Source organism: Deinococcus aerius (assembly GCF_002897375.1).
Taxonomy (GTDB): Bacteria; Deinococcota; Deinococci; order Deinococcales; family Deinococcaceae; genus Deinococcus; species Deinococcus aerius.
On the sequence record NZ_BFAG01000007.1, the window covers coordinates 163,677 to 179,023 of the forward strand.

Here is a 15,347-nt window from a genome sequence, read left to right on the forward strand (position 1 = left end):
TCCCGGGAACGGCCCGGGTCCCCGCATCCTCGCACGTTCATCCCCGCCCGGCCAAGCCGCCTGTCTCGCCGCGCCGCCCGCGCAGCCACTCCGGCAGCCAGCGCGCCTGGGCCTGGAGCAGCGCCCCCGACAGGCTGCGGATCGCCGGGAGGTCGAGCAGGCTGCCCGTCAGCGGGTCGAGGGCGAAGGCCCCCGCCAGCGCGGCGGCGTCTCGCTCGCACACCGCGTCCACCACGGCGAGTTGCAGCGCGATGCCGGTCAGGTTCAGCCCGGCACAGACGCCCGGGAGTCGGCCGATAGTCTCGGGATGCACGCCCCCCGCGTCCACCCGTGCGGGTACCTCCACGCACGCCTCGCGTGGCAGGTTGGCGATCCAGCCGTCATTCGGCACGTTCACGTACACGGCCTCGGGCTCCCCGCCGACGTGCGCCGCGATGATCCGCATGCCGAACTCGCCGGAACAGGTCAATTTCTCACTGAGCCCCTGCACCGCCGCACGGGTCAGCTCGTCCTCCTGCCCGGCGACGGCGAGCGAGCCCCGCAGGTAGTCCCAGCGGCGCGGCAGGTAGACCTTGACGCTCTCGGGCGAGCGGCGGAAGTACTGCACGTACTCGGAGGCGTGGTGGCTCGACTCGCTCGTGAAGTACCCGAAGGTCTCCATCAGCTCCGCGCGCACCCGCTCCTGGCCGCCCGCGTAGGTCAGGCTGCCCTCGGTCCAGCCGGTCGTGCCGCCGTATTCGGGCAGGAAGCGCTCCCGCAGCACCTCCCGCAGCCGAGGGCTCACGTCCTCGCCGCCGACCCGCAGGTCCAGGAACCAGGCCTGGTGATTGATCCCCGCCGCCCGGTAGGAGAGGTCAGCGGGGCTGTCCAGGCCCAGCAGCCCCGCGATCACTCCCGCCGTGCCCGGGATGCTGTGGCACAGACCGACCACGCCCAGCCCCAGGCGGCGCAGGTACAGCGTGTTCATCGCCATGGGGTTGGTGTAGTTCAGGACGAGCGCGTCCGGGCAGAGGTCGAGGACATCCGCCGCCAGGGCCTCGAAGGCGGGCGTGCTGCGGACGAAGCGCATGATGCCGCCCGGGTTCAGGGTGTCGCCCGCCACGCAGTCCACCCCGTACTGGCGCGGCACCTCGATGTCCGCCCGGTAGGCGTCCAGCCCGCCGACCTGGAAGGTGACCAGGATGTGTGTGGCGCCGCGCAATGCCTCCCGGCGGTCGTCCGTGACGACGAGGCGCAGCGGCAGCCCGTGGGCGTCCGCCACCGCCTGCGCCGCGCGGGCTGTGCGGGCGGCGCGCTCCAGGCTCGGGTCGTGGAGCACCAGCGTCGCCTCCCGCAGGGCGGGCAGGGTGAGCATGTCGGCCGCCAGCGTGAGCGGAAAGGTCATGCCGCCCGCCCCGGTGATCACGATGCGGGTCACGGCCCGCGCCTCCCCCGCCAGCGGTTCGAGTACCACAGCGGGTTGGTCTCGTCGTACGGTTCGCCGCGCACGGCGCTCGACAGCCGCACCACGTCCCCCTTGAGCGCCCGGCCCATCGTCGCCAGGCCGTTTCTCTCCTGGTAGGTATCGGTGAGCTGGGTGTAGCAGTACCCGTGGATGCCCCGGTTCAGGATGCAGGTGTCGGCGGCCCGCAGCAGCGCCTCGACCCGCTCCAGCAGCGTGACGGGATCGCGCGCCACGCCGTAGCCCCAGCCCTCCTCGCCCGCCGGGACCCAGGAGGTGCCGCCGAACTCGGAGAGGATCACTGGGCGGTCCCCGGGGGTGAGGCCGCCCAGCGCCGCCTCTCGCCCGCCCGGCCACTGGCGCCACAGGTTCTCCTCGATGGCCTGACGGCTGCCGTAGCGCGCCAGGAGCGCTTCCGGGTCCTGGATATAGTCGTGCAGGGTGAAGAGGTCGGTCACGACCTGCTGCCAGCCGTCGCTGCCGCTGACCGGGCGGGTGGGGTCGAGGGTGCGGGTCAGGGCGTACAGCGCCCGCTGCGCCTCCTGCTGCTCGGGCTGCCCGGGCACGTCCGGCAGGCCCCACGACTCGTTGAGCGGCACCCACGCCACCACGCACGGGTGGGAGGCGTACAGCCGCAGCACCTCCAGCCAGGTCCGGGTGAGGCGTTCGATGGAGGTGGGCGTGAAGGCGTACGCGCCCGGAAGGTCGACCCACGCGGCCAGCCCCAGCCGGTCGCACCAGTACAGGAAGCGGGGGTCCTCGATCTTCTGGTGCAGCCGCAGGCCGTTAAAGCCCAGCCGCCGCGCGAGTTCGGCGTCCTCGCGGAAGCGCTCGTCGTCGCCGGTCATGCCCGTGTCGGGCCAGTAGCCCTGGTAGAGCGCCATCCGCAGCGGGTGCGGAATGCCGTTGATCAGGAACCGCCGCCCGCGCGTGCCCACTGACCGTAGTGCCGTGTACCCGTCGGCGCGGTCCACAGTCTCCCCCCCCAGCGAGAGGGTCAGGCGCGTGCCGAGCAACTTGGGGTGGTCGGGCGTCCACAGCAGCTCGTTGCGCGCGTCCTCCACCCCGGGGTCGGGCAGGCGCAGGGGGAGATTCACCCGCTGCCCGGTCACCAGCACGTCACTGTCCGCGACGACCCGCTCCCCGTCGAGGACCTCGACTCGCAGGCGGGTGCCGGGCCGGGGAGCTCGGGCCAGCGTGACGAGCGCCGTGAGTTCGAAGCGGGGCAGGTTCGGCGTCCAGCCCAGGTCCGCGATGTGCTGCACCGGCACCTTTTCCAGCCACACGCCGCGCCAGATGCCGCTGGTGGGTGGATACCAGATCGCGTGGGGCTCATCCCGCCAGTCCTGCTTGCCCCGGGGCATCGCCATATCGCTGTGATCGTCCACTGCGCGGACCAGCAGCTCGAAGGGTCCCCGCCGGGCGGCGCGCGTCACGTCCACCGTGAAGGGCGTGTAGCCCCCCTCGTGCCGGGCGGCGAAGGCGCCGTTCACGTACACCTCCGCCGCCCAGTCCACCGCGCCGAAGTGGACGAGCAGCCGCTCGTCGGGTCCGGGCCGCTCGTCTGGGGCGGGGTGGACTTCGGTTCGGTACCACAGGGTGGTAGTGGAGGGGGACAGGCCGTTCTCAATGCCGCTCGCCGGGGTCTGGGGCGCGTAGGGCACCCGGATGCGCCCGCCGAACAACACCTCCCCCGGGTCCTCCGCGTCGTCCACCGCGAACTCCCACCAGCCGTCCAGAGAGCGCCAGGGGCGGCGGAGCTGGGGGCGGGGGTGCGTGGCTGCGGTTTCCTCCACCAGCCTGGGGGCGAGCGTGGGCTCATTCACAGGCTTCCTCCAGGAAGTTCACGACCTGAGCGTGTCTGCCCGAACTCAGCCGCAGGCCCAGCACCTGCTGAGGACGGAGCCCCACGGGGATGGAAAAACCGCGGAAGGTGAGGGTGCCCGATGCCGCCCGCCCACCCCACTCGTGCAGGCGCACGACCACGTCATCGCCATCCTCGGCCTGCTTGACCGCCGTGACGCTGACGGTCGGCAGCCCTTCCAGATGGAGTTCGCTATGGCTGGCGGGCAGGGAGCCGGGATGCACGTACTCGCGCGTGAAGACCGCGGGCTGGTTGAGCCGCTCGGCCAGGACCGGGACTCGGGCCGCCCGCCAGTCCCCGGCGTGGGGCACCAGGGACCAGCGGCTGCGCTGGGTGCCCTGGTCGAGGTAGGCGTACGTGGCGCCCGTGCCCAGTTCCGCCGGGTCGTGGTGCGCGTACACCGGGCTGCGCGCGACCGTGAGCCGCATCTCGCCGCCCAGCACGCTGGCGGAATACTTGCCGTCGTTGAGCACGCTGAGCCCCGCCGGGTGGGAGACGCCCCGGCGGTCGCGGGCCACGCCGCTCACGTCCATCCACGACTGCACCGGCTCCTCCTCGCCGTCGGCGGGGCGGGTCACGAAGCCGTAGGGCACTTCGGAGGTGGCGGTCACGCTGCTCAGCGCGGCGGGGAAGACGAGCTGCGCCGCGTGGTGCGGCTCGTGCCAGTCGAGGGTCAGGCGCCCGGCGATCTCGGGGGAGTCTGCGTAGAGGGTGAAGTCCTGCACCGCCGTGGAGTGGCGAAAGCGGGTGGTGGCGCGCACCGTCGCCCGGACCGAGCCAGACTCGATGACCTCCAACGTGGCCCCGCTGAACACCCCGACCAGTTGCCGAAAGGTGCGCGCCCCATGCCCCCAGGTGTCGGAGTCGTCCCGCACAACCTGAAGCTGCGCTCCGGTGCCTGCGAGAAGATCGAGACTCCGGGTCTTGTCGATGAGCGACCGCAGCCCCCCGGTGTCGGGGTCGAAGTCCAGCCTCCAGTAGTCGTTTTCCAGCCGCGCGGGACTGGCGCTGAGCGGTCCTATGGCCGGTTCCTCCCGCGGCTCGTCCAGCACGCGGTACAGGCGGTAACCCAGGGCCGGGAGCTGCGCGCGGAAGACGAAGCGGGGGCGGCCATTGCCATTTACACTCTCCGCCCGCAGGCGCTGGACCGGAACGTCCCGCCCGGCGTCGTCCATGAGGCGCAGGTTCGGAGTGTGCCAGTCGTTGAGCTCGACCTCGACCGCCTCGTCCCGCTCGCCCCCCGACGGGTTGAAGATCAGGATGGGCACGCCCTCGCCGTAGTCGGTCACCCAGGTGGGGCCGTCCCAGCGCACGCTGCGGATCACCTCGTCCACCTCGCGGCCCCCCAGGCGGGTGTCGACCTCGTCTGCGACGGCCTGCATGGCGGCGAAGGTGACACGGTCCGCGATACTCAGCACCTCGCCAAGCTGGTGAAAGGCATCCTCGTAGGCGCTCTCGATGGAGCTGCCTGCCAGGATGTCGTGGAACTGGTTGAAGAGCAGGAGCTCCCAGGCGTGGGAGAGCTGTTCCGCTGGATAGACGTACCCCACCCGGCCCGCCAGCACCGCCAGCTTCTCGGCGCGCATCAGGGCGTGCTCGGCCCGGCGGTTGAGCCGCTTGATCTCGCTGACGGCGGCGTAGCAACCCCGGGCGTGGTGCTGCAACTCGCCCGCGTACACGGGCAGGCGTTCGCCCCGCACCGTGTCCAGAAAGCCCCCCAGCGAGTTCATCCGCAGGGTGGGCCACTCCGGGCTGGCATTCAGCTCGCGCAGGTTGGCGATGGCGCGCCGGGTGGGGCCGCCCCCGTGGTTGCCCACGCCGAAGAGGCCCAGCCAGTGTTCCAACTCCGGCGGACGCCACGCGAGGTTGCGCTCCAGGCTGGTCCGCACCTGGGTGGGGCTGCTGTTGTAGCACTCCACCTGCACGGCGAGAATCCGGGTGCCGTCCGCGCCCTCCCAGTGGAAGAGGGGGGAGGGGAGATCAATCTCGGAGGCGCCGGGCCGCATGAAGACGAAGGCGTCCAGGCCCGACTGCGCGAGAAGTTGCGGCAGGGTGGCGGGATGCCCGAACGAGTCTGGCAGGAAGCCCACCCGCGCCCGGCGCCCCAGCAGCCGCTCGAAGGTCCGCTGGCCGTACAGCGCCTGTCGCGCCAGCGCCTCCCCGTGCGCGAGGTTGACCTCCGGCTCGACCCACCAGCCGCCGACGGGCTCCCACTGGCCGCGCTCCACGGCCTCCCGCACCTCCGTCAGCAACCGGGGATGCGCCTCCATCCAGGCGTACTGGGCGGCGCTGGAGTGCGCGAAGACCATGTCGGGGTTCTCCAGCAGGCGGTCCAGCGCGCTGCGAAAGGTGGCCTTGACCGTCTCGTGCCCCTCGCGCCAGTCCCACAGCCAGACCGGGTCGATGTGGGCATGGCCGACGAGGTGGAAGGTGAGGCTCTTGCTGCGGGGGTGAGTCATTGGGTCTCCGGGTGACGATTGTGTGACTGCTTGTTATTTAAAATCTTTAAGGAATAGGGTAGGGTGTGGTCGAAGTCAAAGCAAGAGGTCGCCATGAACCCCATTTCTGACCCAGCACTGCCTGACCCCGTCCCGGTTTCCGACCCCGCCCAGGTGCATGTCCGGCGTGAGGGGCACCGCCTCCAGGTCCAGACCCCGACCTATCAGCTCACCCTGGACGATCAGCGGCCCCTCGCCCGCCTGCGCGACCCCCATGGCCGGGCGTATACCGACCTCTTCCTGGCGCCCAGCCTGCACACCGCGGCCGGGCTCGACCGCACCGCCCTCCTGCACCCGCCGGTCGTTACCGAGGAGGAGGAGGCCGTCACCCTGCGTTTCCCGATGGAGGGTGGCGTGTGGCAAAGCAAGGCGCTCGTGCTGCGCTGCGACGCCCGCGGCATCGACAGCCACGTGGAGGTGAGCGGCGAGGGCGACCTGACCGACGTATACCTGTTCGGCGGGTACTACAGTGGACATCGCCGCTGGGGCAGCGGCTTTTTCCCGAGCGGCGCCTACTTCACCCGGGTGTTCAACCCCGAGCCGTACAAGCGCGAGCACCGCACCCTCCCGGCGGGGCACTCCACCGCCATCGACGTGATGGGCACCAGCCTGCCCGGCAAGGCCCACTGGTTTTTCACCCCGGCGCCGCTGGTGTACGCCTTTCACCAGGACGCCGACGAGCTGCGGCTGGCGATGGGGGGCCTGGGAGCCGACCAGGGCGGCACGCCCGAGTACCACGAGTTCCTGGGTGACGCCTTCGAGACCGCGCCGCCCGCCCGCTGGCTGGGCGCCTCCATCGTCGCGCCCGTGGAGGAACTCAACTTCACGTCCTTTCACTACGACGCGCAGGAGAGCGCCTTTACCCTCCGCCTCGCCTACGAGGGGCAGACCCGGGTGCGGGGCGAGTTCCGCACGCCGACCCTGCGCCTCGCCTTCGCCGACGATCCCTACGACGCCATCGCCCAGAACGCCGCCCGCCATGCGGAGCTGGGGTACGCGCAACTTGACCAGGGCGAGCCCCCGGAGTGGTGGTCTACCCCCATCCAGTGCGGTTGGGGCGCGCAGTGCCACCTCATGCAGGTGCGGGGGGGCCGGGCGCCCGACCACTGCACCCAGGCGAACTACGACGCCTTTTTAAAGGTTCTCGCCGCCCAGGACCTTCACCCCGGCATCCTGGTCCTGGACGACAAGTGGAGCGCGACCTATGGGAATTGCGAGGTGGACCGGGCCAAGTGGCCGGACCTGGAGGGCTGGATCGCCCGCGCCCACGAACGCGGTCAGCGGGTGCTGCTGTGGTGGAAGGCCTGGGACGCCGAGGGGCTGCCCCCGGAGGCCTGCGTTCTGGACGACCTGGGGGAAATCGTCACCGCCGATCCCACCAGCCCGGTGTACGAGGCCATCCTGCGCGGGGCGGTGCGCCGGATGCTGCTGGAGTACGGTGCGGACGGCTTCAAGGTGGATTTCAGCGCCCGCACGCCCAGCGGACCTGGGCTGAAGCGGCACGGCGAGGCCTGGGGCATCCACCTGCTGCACCGCCTGCTGTGGATTCTGCGGGACGAGGCCAAACGCTGCAAGCCCGACGCGCTCGTGATGACTCACACGCCCAATCCGGTCTTCGCGGACGCCACCGACATGATCCGCCTCAACGACGTGAACATCGAGGCCGATATAACCGAGCAGATGATCCACCGTGCCCGGGTGGCCCGTGCGGCGCTGCCCCACCACCTCGTGGACACCGACAACTGGCCGATGCCCACCATCGGGGCGTGGCGGGCCTACACCCGAATGCAGCCGGAGCTGGGGATTCCCAGCCTGTACTTCGTCACCCACACGGACCGCGACCTCCAGCCGCTCACGCCCGGGGACTACGCCCTGGTGCGGGATACCTGGGCGCGCCACGCCGCCCTGAGGAGGAAGGCATGACGGGCACACGCACCCTCACCGTCCACATGTACCACCACACCCACTGGGACCGCGAGTGGTGGGGCACGCGCGAACGGTTCCGCTTCCGCCTCGTCCACACGGTCGACGCCATTCTGGACGCGCTCGCCGCCGACCCCGCGCTCGCCTGCTTCGTCCTGGACGGGCAGACCATCGTGCTGAAGGACTACCTGCAAGTCCGGCCCTTCCGGCAGGAGGAACTGACCCGGCAGATTCGCTCCGGGCGTCTCTTCGTGGGGCCGTGGCACATCCTGCCCGACGAGTTCCTGGTGAGCGGCGAGGCCCACATCCGCAACCTGTGGCTGGGTGAGCGCACGGCCCGTTCCCTCGGCGTGGACGTGAGCCGGGTCGGCTACCTCCCCGACCAGTTCGGGCACATCGCGCAGATGCCGCAACTGCTCGCGGGCTTCGACATCGGCAGCGCGGTGGTCTGGCGGGGCTTCGGCGGGCCGCCCGTCGGCGCCGGGGTGGAGGTCGGGCACGGCGGCTACCTGTACGCCCGCGCCCGCGACGCCCGCTTTCCCGCGGAGATGCAGAACGAGTTCTGGTGGGAGGCGCCCGACGGCACCCGCGTCCTGGGCGTCTACCTGCCGCTGGAGTATTACCGCGGCCACTACAAGCTCTGGCCGGAGGACCCGGCCCGCACCGAGGACCAGACTATCGGGCGTGCCCGGCGCACCGCCCGCTTCCTGGCGAGCTACGCCGCCACCGACGCCATCCTCGAACCGATGGGCGGCGACCACCTGCCGGTCGACGCGCGGCTGCCGGGCCTCCTGAACGGGATCAACAAGGCTCTGGGCGGCGAGGGCGTGCAGTACCGCATCAGCTCGCTCGATGCCTTCATCCGCGATGTTCAGGCCCAGCAGGACCGCGTGAAGGTGGTCTGGCAGGGCGAGGGCCGTGCGTTCGGGCGCAAAGCCCACCTGCTGCCCGGGGTCTTGAGCGCCCGGCTGTACCTCAAGCAGCGCAATGCCCGGGTCCAGACCGCTTTGGAACGCTATGCCGAGCCCCTTCAGGCGCTGCACTGGCTGCTGGGCGAGCGCTATGAACAGGACTACCTCTGGGCCGCCTGGGAGCGCTTGATCGAGAACCACCCCCACGACAGCATCTGCGGCTGCTCGGCCGATCAGGTCCACCGCGAGATGCTCACCCGCTTTGACGAGGCGGGGCAGATGGCCGACCTCCTCGCCGAGGACGCGCACGCCTCGCTCACCAGCCGGGTGGACACGGCGTTTGCGGGAGGCGGCACGGCCTTCACCGTCTTCAACCCGCTGAACTGGACCCGCACGGACGAGGCGAGGGTGCAGATGAACGCCTACCTGGAGATCAACCCGGAGGACTGGGAACTCCTCGACCCCGAGGGCCGTGACGTTCCCTTCCAGGTCCGCACCGTGTACAGCGAGGTGGACAAGGCCGAAGCCTTCCCCTGGCTGAACATTCAGCACACCCGCCCGTACGACGCAAACGAGTTCACCGAGGTGAGCTTCGTCGCGCGGGACCTGCCCGGGCTGGGCTACCGCGCCTACGCGCTGCGCCGCCGGGAGGTGCCGATCTCGCACTTCCGCATTCGCCCGTACCAGGTGCTCGGCGACGTGGCCCTGGAGAAGGGGGACCTCCCCGTGACGGACCTCGCGGTGGGGCCGGGCACGCTGGAAAACGGCCTCCTGCGCGTGACGGTGGATTCCGAGACCGGCACCCTCGACCTGCTCGACAAGGCGACCGGGCTGCGCTACAGCGGCCTGAACAGCTTCGACGACGGCGGGGACAACGGCGACACCTACAACTACGCCTGGCCGCTGGGCGACCAAATCTTTACGACCGACCGGGTGCAACCCCGCCTCTCCTGGGTGGAGGTGGGTCCGGCCCGCGCCACCCTGCGCGTGACCTGGAACTGGTCGCTCCCCGAGAGCCTGACGGGGGATCGCCAGAGCCGCAGCCCGCGGCACGTGCCCTTCACGCTGCACAGCGACGTGACGCTGCACGCCGGGGTGGGGCGGGTGGATATCCGCACGCACTTCGAGAACACCGCGCGGGACCACCGCCTGCGTGCGCGCTTCCCGCTCGGCGCGCCTGTCACGGTCTCCAGTGCGGAGACCCAGTACGGCGTGGTGGACCGCCCAGTCCGCCTGCCGGACGACCAGCGCGGCAGCCCCGAGCCCGCCGTCCACGAGCATCCCCAGATGACCTTCGCCAGCCTTAGCGACGGAGAGCGCGGCCTGACCGTCATCAACCGGGGCCTGCCGGAATTCAGCGCCAATGAGGACGGCGTCCTCTCCCTCACCGTCCTGCGCGCCGTGGGCTGGCTGTCGCGCGAGGACTTCCTCACCCGGGTGGGCGGGGCGGGTCCCACGACCGCGACGCCGGAGGCACAGATGCTCGGCCCCGTCGTCGCCGAGTACAGCCTGCTGCCCCACCGCGGCACCTGGGCGGGGGCGGACGCCTGGCGCGCGGCGCACGAGTTCAACGCCCCACTGCACGCTAGTCCAAGGGTCAGCCAGGTGCATCCCATCCGCAACCGGCACCGGGACCTGGGTGACTCGCTGCCCCCCACCGGACAACTGCTCAACGTGGAGGGCCGCGTACTCGTCACCGCCGTGAAGCGCGCCGAGGACGGCGAGGCCCTGATCGTCCGCTTCGTCAACCAGACGCCTGAGGCGCAGGACGTGACGGTGAGGCTGAATGCCGAGTTGATGGGGGCCGAGGTGACCGGGGCCGAGCGGGTCAACCTGCGAGAGGAGACGCTCGCTCCCCTCGACCTCGCGGGCGGTGCCGTCCACCTCTCTGCCCGACCCTGGGAAATCGTCACGCTCGCCCTGGCCGTGCGGCTTCCGGGGGAGCATCGTTCATGAAAACACTCGCCCTGATGCACACCACGCCTGTCACCGTGGCGGCGATGAAGGCCCTCGCCGCCGAGAAGGCGCCGGACGTGCGCGTCATCAACATCCTTGACGACAGCCTGCTGCCCGACGTGATGCGCGCGGGCCATCCGACCGAGGAGGTCCAGGGTCGCCTGCGCGCCTACGCCCGGTCCGCCGTGGACGCGGGCGCAGACGCCCTGATGTGCTGCTGCTCGTCCGTTGGGGACGTGGTGGAGACGTTGCGGGGCGACCTGCCGGTGCCCTTCCTGCGGATCGACGAGCCTATGGCCGAACAGGCGGTGCGGCTGGGGGAGAGGATCGGCGTGATCGCCACCGTGAGGACAACCCTGGAGCCCACCGCCAGCCTGATCGAGCGGGCGGCGACGAAAGCCGGGAAACCCGTCCAGGTTGAGCGTGTCCTCGTGGAGGGAGCCTACGACGCCCTCGTCGCTGGGAGGCCGGAGGAGCATGACGCGCTGGTCACGGGGGTCCTGCGCGGCCTGCTGGACCGTTCGGACGTGGTGGTGCTCGCCCAGGCCAGCATGGCGCGGCTGCTTCCCTCTCTCGGGGAGACGCGCACCCCGGTGCTGAGCAGCCCGGAGAGCGGCCTCGCCCGCGCGCTGGAGGTGTTGCGGTGAAGCTGCCCGGCGCCCTCACCCTCACCGAACTTCTGCCGCCCGCGCAGCGTGAGGGGTACGCCGTCGCGGCCTTCAGCGCCCGCTACCGGGCCTGTGTGCGGCCGGTGCTTCAGGCCGCAGTGGAACTCCGCAGCCCCGTCATCATCGAGATCAGCCAGCGGGAACTGGGCTGGTTCGGCCTGACGCCGCGCGACTTCCGGGAGGCGGTCGAGGAGGCCGCGCGAGAACTCCGGTCAGACGTGCCGCTGTGCCTGCACCTCGATCACACCTGGGAGTTCGGCGTGATCCACTCGGCGGTCGAGGCCGGATTTTCCAGCGTGATGATCGACGCGAGCGCGCAGCCTTTCGATGAGAACGTGCGCCAGACCAGGGAAGTGGTGGAGTACGCCCACGCCCACGGTGTCAGCGTGGAGGCGGAACTCGGGAAACTCACGACGACGGACAAGATGGAGACCGAGGGGGACGAGGCGCTCTACACGGTGCCGGAGGAGGCGCTGGAATTCGTGGAACGTACCGGCTGCGATGTCCTCGCCGTATCCATTGGCACCGCGCACGGCGTCTATCCCGTCAAGAACCCGAAGATCGACTTCGAGCGCCTGGCCGCCATCCGCCGCCTGCTTCCCGAGACGCCGCTCGTGCTGCACGGTGGCAGCGGCCTTCCCGCCGAAACGGTTCACCGCGCCACCTTGCTCCCCGGCGGCGGTATCAGCAAGATGAACGTCGCCACCGATCTTGAAAACGCCCTGCTGGCCGCAATGGGCGGCCTGAGCCGCATGACGAGTGCCCAACTCGACGCCCAGGACCCCGACCTGCTCGCCCGGGGGCTGGACGCCGTGAGGGCCGAGGCCCGCGACAAGATTCAGAACTTCGTGCGGTCCGCCGGACGTGCCGACACCTTCCCCCTCCCCACCCGGTGACGATGACGACCGACGAGCCAGACCACCAACCACGCGGGGCCAGCGCCGCCTTCCGCCAGGACCTCGGCGGGGAGTGGCAGCTCGCCCCCTCCGTCAGCGAGGCGTGGCGCTTTCGCCGCCTGCACGCCGAGACAGGGCAGGAGGTGGGGGCCTTTGCGCGCACCGCGTGGATTCCCGCCCGGGTGCCCGGGAGCGTCCACGCCGACCTGCTGCGTGCCGGACTGATCCGCGACCCCAACGAGGGGCTCGCCAGCCTGGAGGCCGAGTGGGTCAGCGCCCGGCAGTGGGTGTACCGCCGCACCTTCCGGGTCGAGTTGCCCGCCAGCGCCCGATTGCACCTGTGTTTCGGCGGATCGGACTATGGCGGCGACGTGTTCCTGAACGGGGCGCTCCTGGGCACGCTGGCCGGTCCCCACACCCCGGTCCGCTTCGATATAAGTGGCCTGGACCGCGGCGCCGAACACCTCCTGGCGGTCTTGCTGCGCGAGCCGCCGCCCGAGGCCGGGCAACTGGGCCGCACCAGCGAGACGCGCACCCTCAAGCCCCGCTACGGCTACTGGTGGGACTTCGCCACGCGGCTCATCCACATCGGCCTGTGGCAGGACGTGATCCTGGAGGCCGATGCGGGCACGGCTGTCCTCGACCTCTTCGCTCGGGCAGACTTGGACGCGGACCTGCGCCGGGCGACCGTCCGCGTGGACGTGGACCTGGGCGGGGATACGACTGTTCCCGTGACCGTCAGCCTGATTCACCCGGATGGTCGGCAGGACGAAACCCGGACGACCACCCGTTCCGCCACCTTCGAGTTGCAAGACCCCGAGGTGTGGTGGCCCGCCGGGCTCGGGGCGCAGCCGCTCTACCGGGTGCGGGCCAGCGTGCCGGGCGGCGCCAGCATCGAGCGGTGCCTGGGGATTCGGACGGCCAGGCTCGTCCACAATGCCGCTTCACTGGAACGCGGCGCACGGCCCTACACCCTGGAGATCAACGGCAAGGCGCTCTACGCGCGGGGCTTCAACATGGTCCCGGTGGACATGATCCCGGGGCGTGACGGGGTGGCCGAGCGGGAACGCGCCCTCGCCGAATACGCCCTGGCCGCCCACGCCAACCTGCTGCGCTTCAACGGCGTGGCCCCCATCGCCTCGGACACCATGCTGGACGCCTGCGACGAGCTGGGCCTGCTCGTCTGGCAGGAGATGCCGCTCACGTCGAGCGGCACCGACAACGTCCCGCCCACCTCGCCGGAGTTTCTCGCCAATCTCGACCGCGACCTTCCCGCGCTGGTGCGCCGGTTGCGAAACCACCCCAGCGTCGTGCTGCTCGGCGCTGGAAACGAACTCACCGACGAGCGGCGGCGCCCGGCGGACGAGGCGCATCCCACCATCCGCCGGATTCAGGACCACATCACTGCTCTGGACGGTACCCGCCCCTTCCTCCCGACCTCGCCGAGTGGCCCCGAGTACGACCTGAGCGTTGACGCGGCGACGGGGCGCCCCGAGGACCTCCACGACGTACACGGCCCCTGGCATTACCGGGGTGCCCACGACAGCTACCGCCCGCATGTCCTCAGCCGGGCGCTCGCCCACAGCGAGTTCGGCTGTCAGGCGGCCTCGCGGGAAACGACGCTGCGCCGCTACCTCACTGACGGCTCCCCCTGGCCGATGGACGACACCAATCCCCAGGTCGTGCATCACGGCGAGTGGTGGCTGATGCGCCACCGGATCACGGAGGTATTCGGCCCGGTGGACGACCTGGGCACCTATGTCCTCCTCACCCAGGCTGCCCAGGGGGACGTGCTGCGCCACGCGCTGGGCTGGAACCGCTCGCGGCGGGATGAATGCAGCCTCGCGCTGATCTGGCAGCTCGGCGAGCCCTGGCCGAACGCGCACAACACCAGCCTGATCGACTACGATCTGAAGCCCAAGTTGGCGTACTACCGCTGCCGCGAGGCGAACGCGCCGGTCGCCCTCCACCTCGGGTTGCCCGGTCCTGTCGGGAAGGGGCACCTGACCGCCGCGCCGCAGGTTCTCGCGGACACGACCGGAAGTGGCGAACTCACGCTGACCCTGCATAGCCTGACGGGCATGACGCTTCAACACGAAACCCGTTCTATGATCTGGCCCGCCGCGGGTCAGCCGTTGAACGTGACTCTCCCGGAGGAACCGGCCCTGCTGCGTGCGGAATTGCTTGGTGAGGACGGCGTTCTCCTCGCCCGCGCCGAACATTGGGTGGCGCGCGACCAGCCCCAGCCCTTTGCGGCCCTCGTGGGGATGCCGCGTACACGTCTCACTCTGGAGCAAAGGGGTAGTCGGCTCGTCGTCCGCAACGCCGGAGTCCACGTCGCGCCCTGGGTGAGCCTGGAGTCGCCCTCAGACGTTCTGGAGGACTTCAGCGACAGCGGCTTCAACCTGCTGCCCGGCGAGGAGCACGAGGTCGGCGTGACGCTCCGGGGACCAGAGGTCGGAGTTCTCGCTGTCCCGCTGACAGTCCGGGCATTGAACGCAACTCCGTTGGACCTCCTTTGGGAGACCCCGTGAAGTTCCTGCCGCGCTCGTTCCGGGAGGGGGGCCTGCTCGTCTGGCACAACCTCCTGCCCCTGCTGTGGTTGAACCTGATCTGGGCTGTGCTGGCGTGGACGCTGGTGCTGACCGGCCCCGCCACCCTGGCGAGTTACGCGCTGATCGCTACCACCCTGCGCGAGGACCGCGAGCCGGACCTGCGCCAGTTTCTGCCCCTGCTGTTGCGGAACCTGCTCCCCGGAATCCTGTGGGCGCTCACCGTCGTCGTCTTTGCCTTCCTGGCTTACAGCAACTACACCTTCTGGCGGCGGGTGCTGGGGCCGTTCGGGGACACGGTCGTCTTCCTGCTGGTCACCTACCTGTCCTGGCTGTTCGTCGCGCTGCAACCCTACCTGCTCGAAGCCCTCAGCGTGGAGCGGCTTTCCTACATCCGGGCGTGGCGGGCCGCGTTCCTGGGCCTCGCCCAGCACCCTCTCAGCGCGCACCTGTACGTGCTGATCCCGCTCGCCGTGCTGATCCTGAGCCTGCTGTTCCAGACCTTCGTGTTCGTGATCCTCGTCAGCGCCGCCCTCGCCTTCGCGGCGGTGCAGGTCAGGCCGTTTAGCCCGCAGGTTCCTCCTCAGGACGACCTCCCCGAGCCCTCCGCCGAGCCGTCCGCCTGACCTTCCTGGAGA

The 15,347-nt window shown here is 70.5% G+C and carries 9 protein-coding genes; 6 read left to right on the top strand and 3 right to left on the bottom strand.

Annotation, left to right across the window (positions count from 1 at the left end; translation table 11 throughout):
* Positions 1–37: 37 nt before the first annotated feature.
* Genes DAERI_RS11370 through DAERI_RS11380 form a run of 3 tightly spaced genes read right to left on the bottom strand, consistent with a single transcriptional unit; the run spans position 38 to position 5,764 of the window.
* Positions 38–1,453, bottom strand: coding sequence for a family 4 glycosyl hydrolase (locus DAERI_RS11370; RefSeq protein ID WP_103129546.1), 1,416 nt, complete (start codon positions 1,451–1,453; stop codon positions 38–40).
* The gene (locus DAERI_RS11375; protein WP_201262743.1) at positions 1,414–3,267 is read right to left on the bottom strand and encodes a glycoside hydrolase family 2 protein; all 1,854 of its coding nucleotides are present in this window, start codon (positions 3,265–3,267) and stop codon (positions 1,414–1,416) included. The genes DAERI_RS11370 and DAERI_RS11375 overlap by 40 nt, the downstream gene beginning before the upstream one ends.
* The gene (locus tag DAERI_RS11380; RefSeq protein WP_103129547.1) at positions 3,260–5,764 is read right to left on the bottom strand and encodes an alpha-mannosidase; all 2,505 of its coding nucleotides are present in this window, start codon (positions 5,762–5,764) and stop codon (positions 3,260–3,262) included. Before DAERI_RS11380 ends, DAERI_RS11375 begins: the two co-directional genes overlap by 8 nt.
* Positions 5,765–5,857: 93 nt before the next feature.
* On the opposite strand from DAERI_RS11380, the gene DAERI_RS23095 reads away from it, so the two are divergent.
* From DAERI_RS23095 to DAERI_RS11410, 6 genes are read left to right on the top strand one after another with little or no spacing between them, the layout of a single operon-like run.
* A complete protein-coding gene (locus DAERI_RS23095; protein WP_103129548.1) occupies positions 5,858–7,726 on the top strand; it encodes an alpha-amylase family protein in 1,869 nt (622 codons plus the stop codon).
* The gene (locus DAERI_RS11390; RefSeq protein WP_103129549.1) at positions 7,723–10,593 is read left to right on the top strand and encodes an alpha-mannosidase; all 2,871 of its coding nucleotides are present in this window, start codon (positions 7,723–7,725) and stop codon (positions 10,591–10,593) included. The genes DAERI_RS23095 and DAERI_RS11390 overlap by 4 nt, the downstream gene beginning before the upstream one ends.
* Positions 10,590–11,240 carry an aspartate/glutamate racemase family protein gene (locus DAERI_RS11395; protein ID WP_103129550.1) on the top strand — a complete coding sequence of 217 codons (651 nt, stop codon included), beginning with the start codon at positions 10,590–10,592 and terminating at the stop codon, positions 11,238–11,240. Before DAERI_RS11390 ends, DAERI_RS11395 begins: the two co-directional genes overlap by 4 nt.
* The gene (locus tag DAERI_RS11400) at positions 11,237–12,157 is read left to right on the top strand and encodes a class II fructose-bisphosphate aldolase (protein ID WP_103129551.1); all 921 of its coding nucleotides are present in this window, start codon (positions 11,237–11,239) and stop codon (positions 12,155–12,157) included. The genes DAERI_RS11395 and DAERI_RS11400 overlap by 4 nt, the downstream gene beginning before the upstream one ends.
* 2 nt (positions 12,158–12,159) lie before the next feature.
* Positions 12,160–14,691 (top strand): glycoside hydrolase family 2 protein, encoded by a 2,532-nt coding sequence (locus DAERI_RS11405; protein WP_103129552.1) that lies wholly within the window; start codon positions 12,160–12,162, stop codon positions 14,689–14,691.
* Positions 14,688–15,335: a YesL family protein gene (locus DAERI_RS11410; RefSeq protein WP_103129553.1), complete on the top strand. Its 648-nt coding sequence runs from the start codon at positions 14,688–14,690 to the stop codon at positions 15,333–15,335. Before DAERI_RS11405 ends, DAERI_RS11410 begins: the two co-directional genes overlap by 4 nt.
* The last annotated feature ends 12 nt before the right edge of the window (positions 15,336–15,347 follow it).

Bases quoted from the DNA above. Each gene is read 5' to 3' on its own strand.
- DAERI_RS23095 (WP_103129548.1), top strand. From the start codon at position 5,858: ATGAACCCCATTTCTGACCCAGCACTGCCTGACCCCGTCCCGGTTTCC.
- DAERI_RS11405 (WP_103129552.1), top strand. From the start codon at position 12,160: ATGACGACCGACGAGCCAGACCACCAACCACGCGGGGCCAGCGCCGCC.
- DAERI_RS11390 (WP_103129549.1), top strand. From the start codon at position 7,723: ATGACGGGCACACGCACCCTCACCGTCCACATGTACCACCACACCCAC.
- DAERI_RS11380 (WP_103129547.1), bottom strand. From the start codon at position 5,764: ATGACTCACCCCCGCAGCAAGAGCCTCACCTTCCACCTCGTCGGCCAT.
- DAERI_RS11395 (WP_103129550.1), top strand. From the start codon at position 10,590: ATGAAAACACTCGCCCTGATGCACACCACGCCTGTCACCGTGGCGGCG.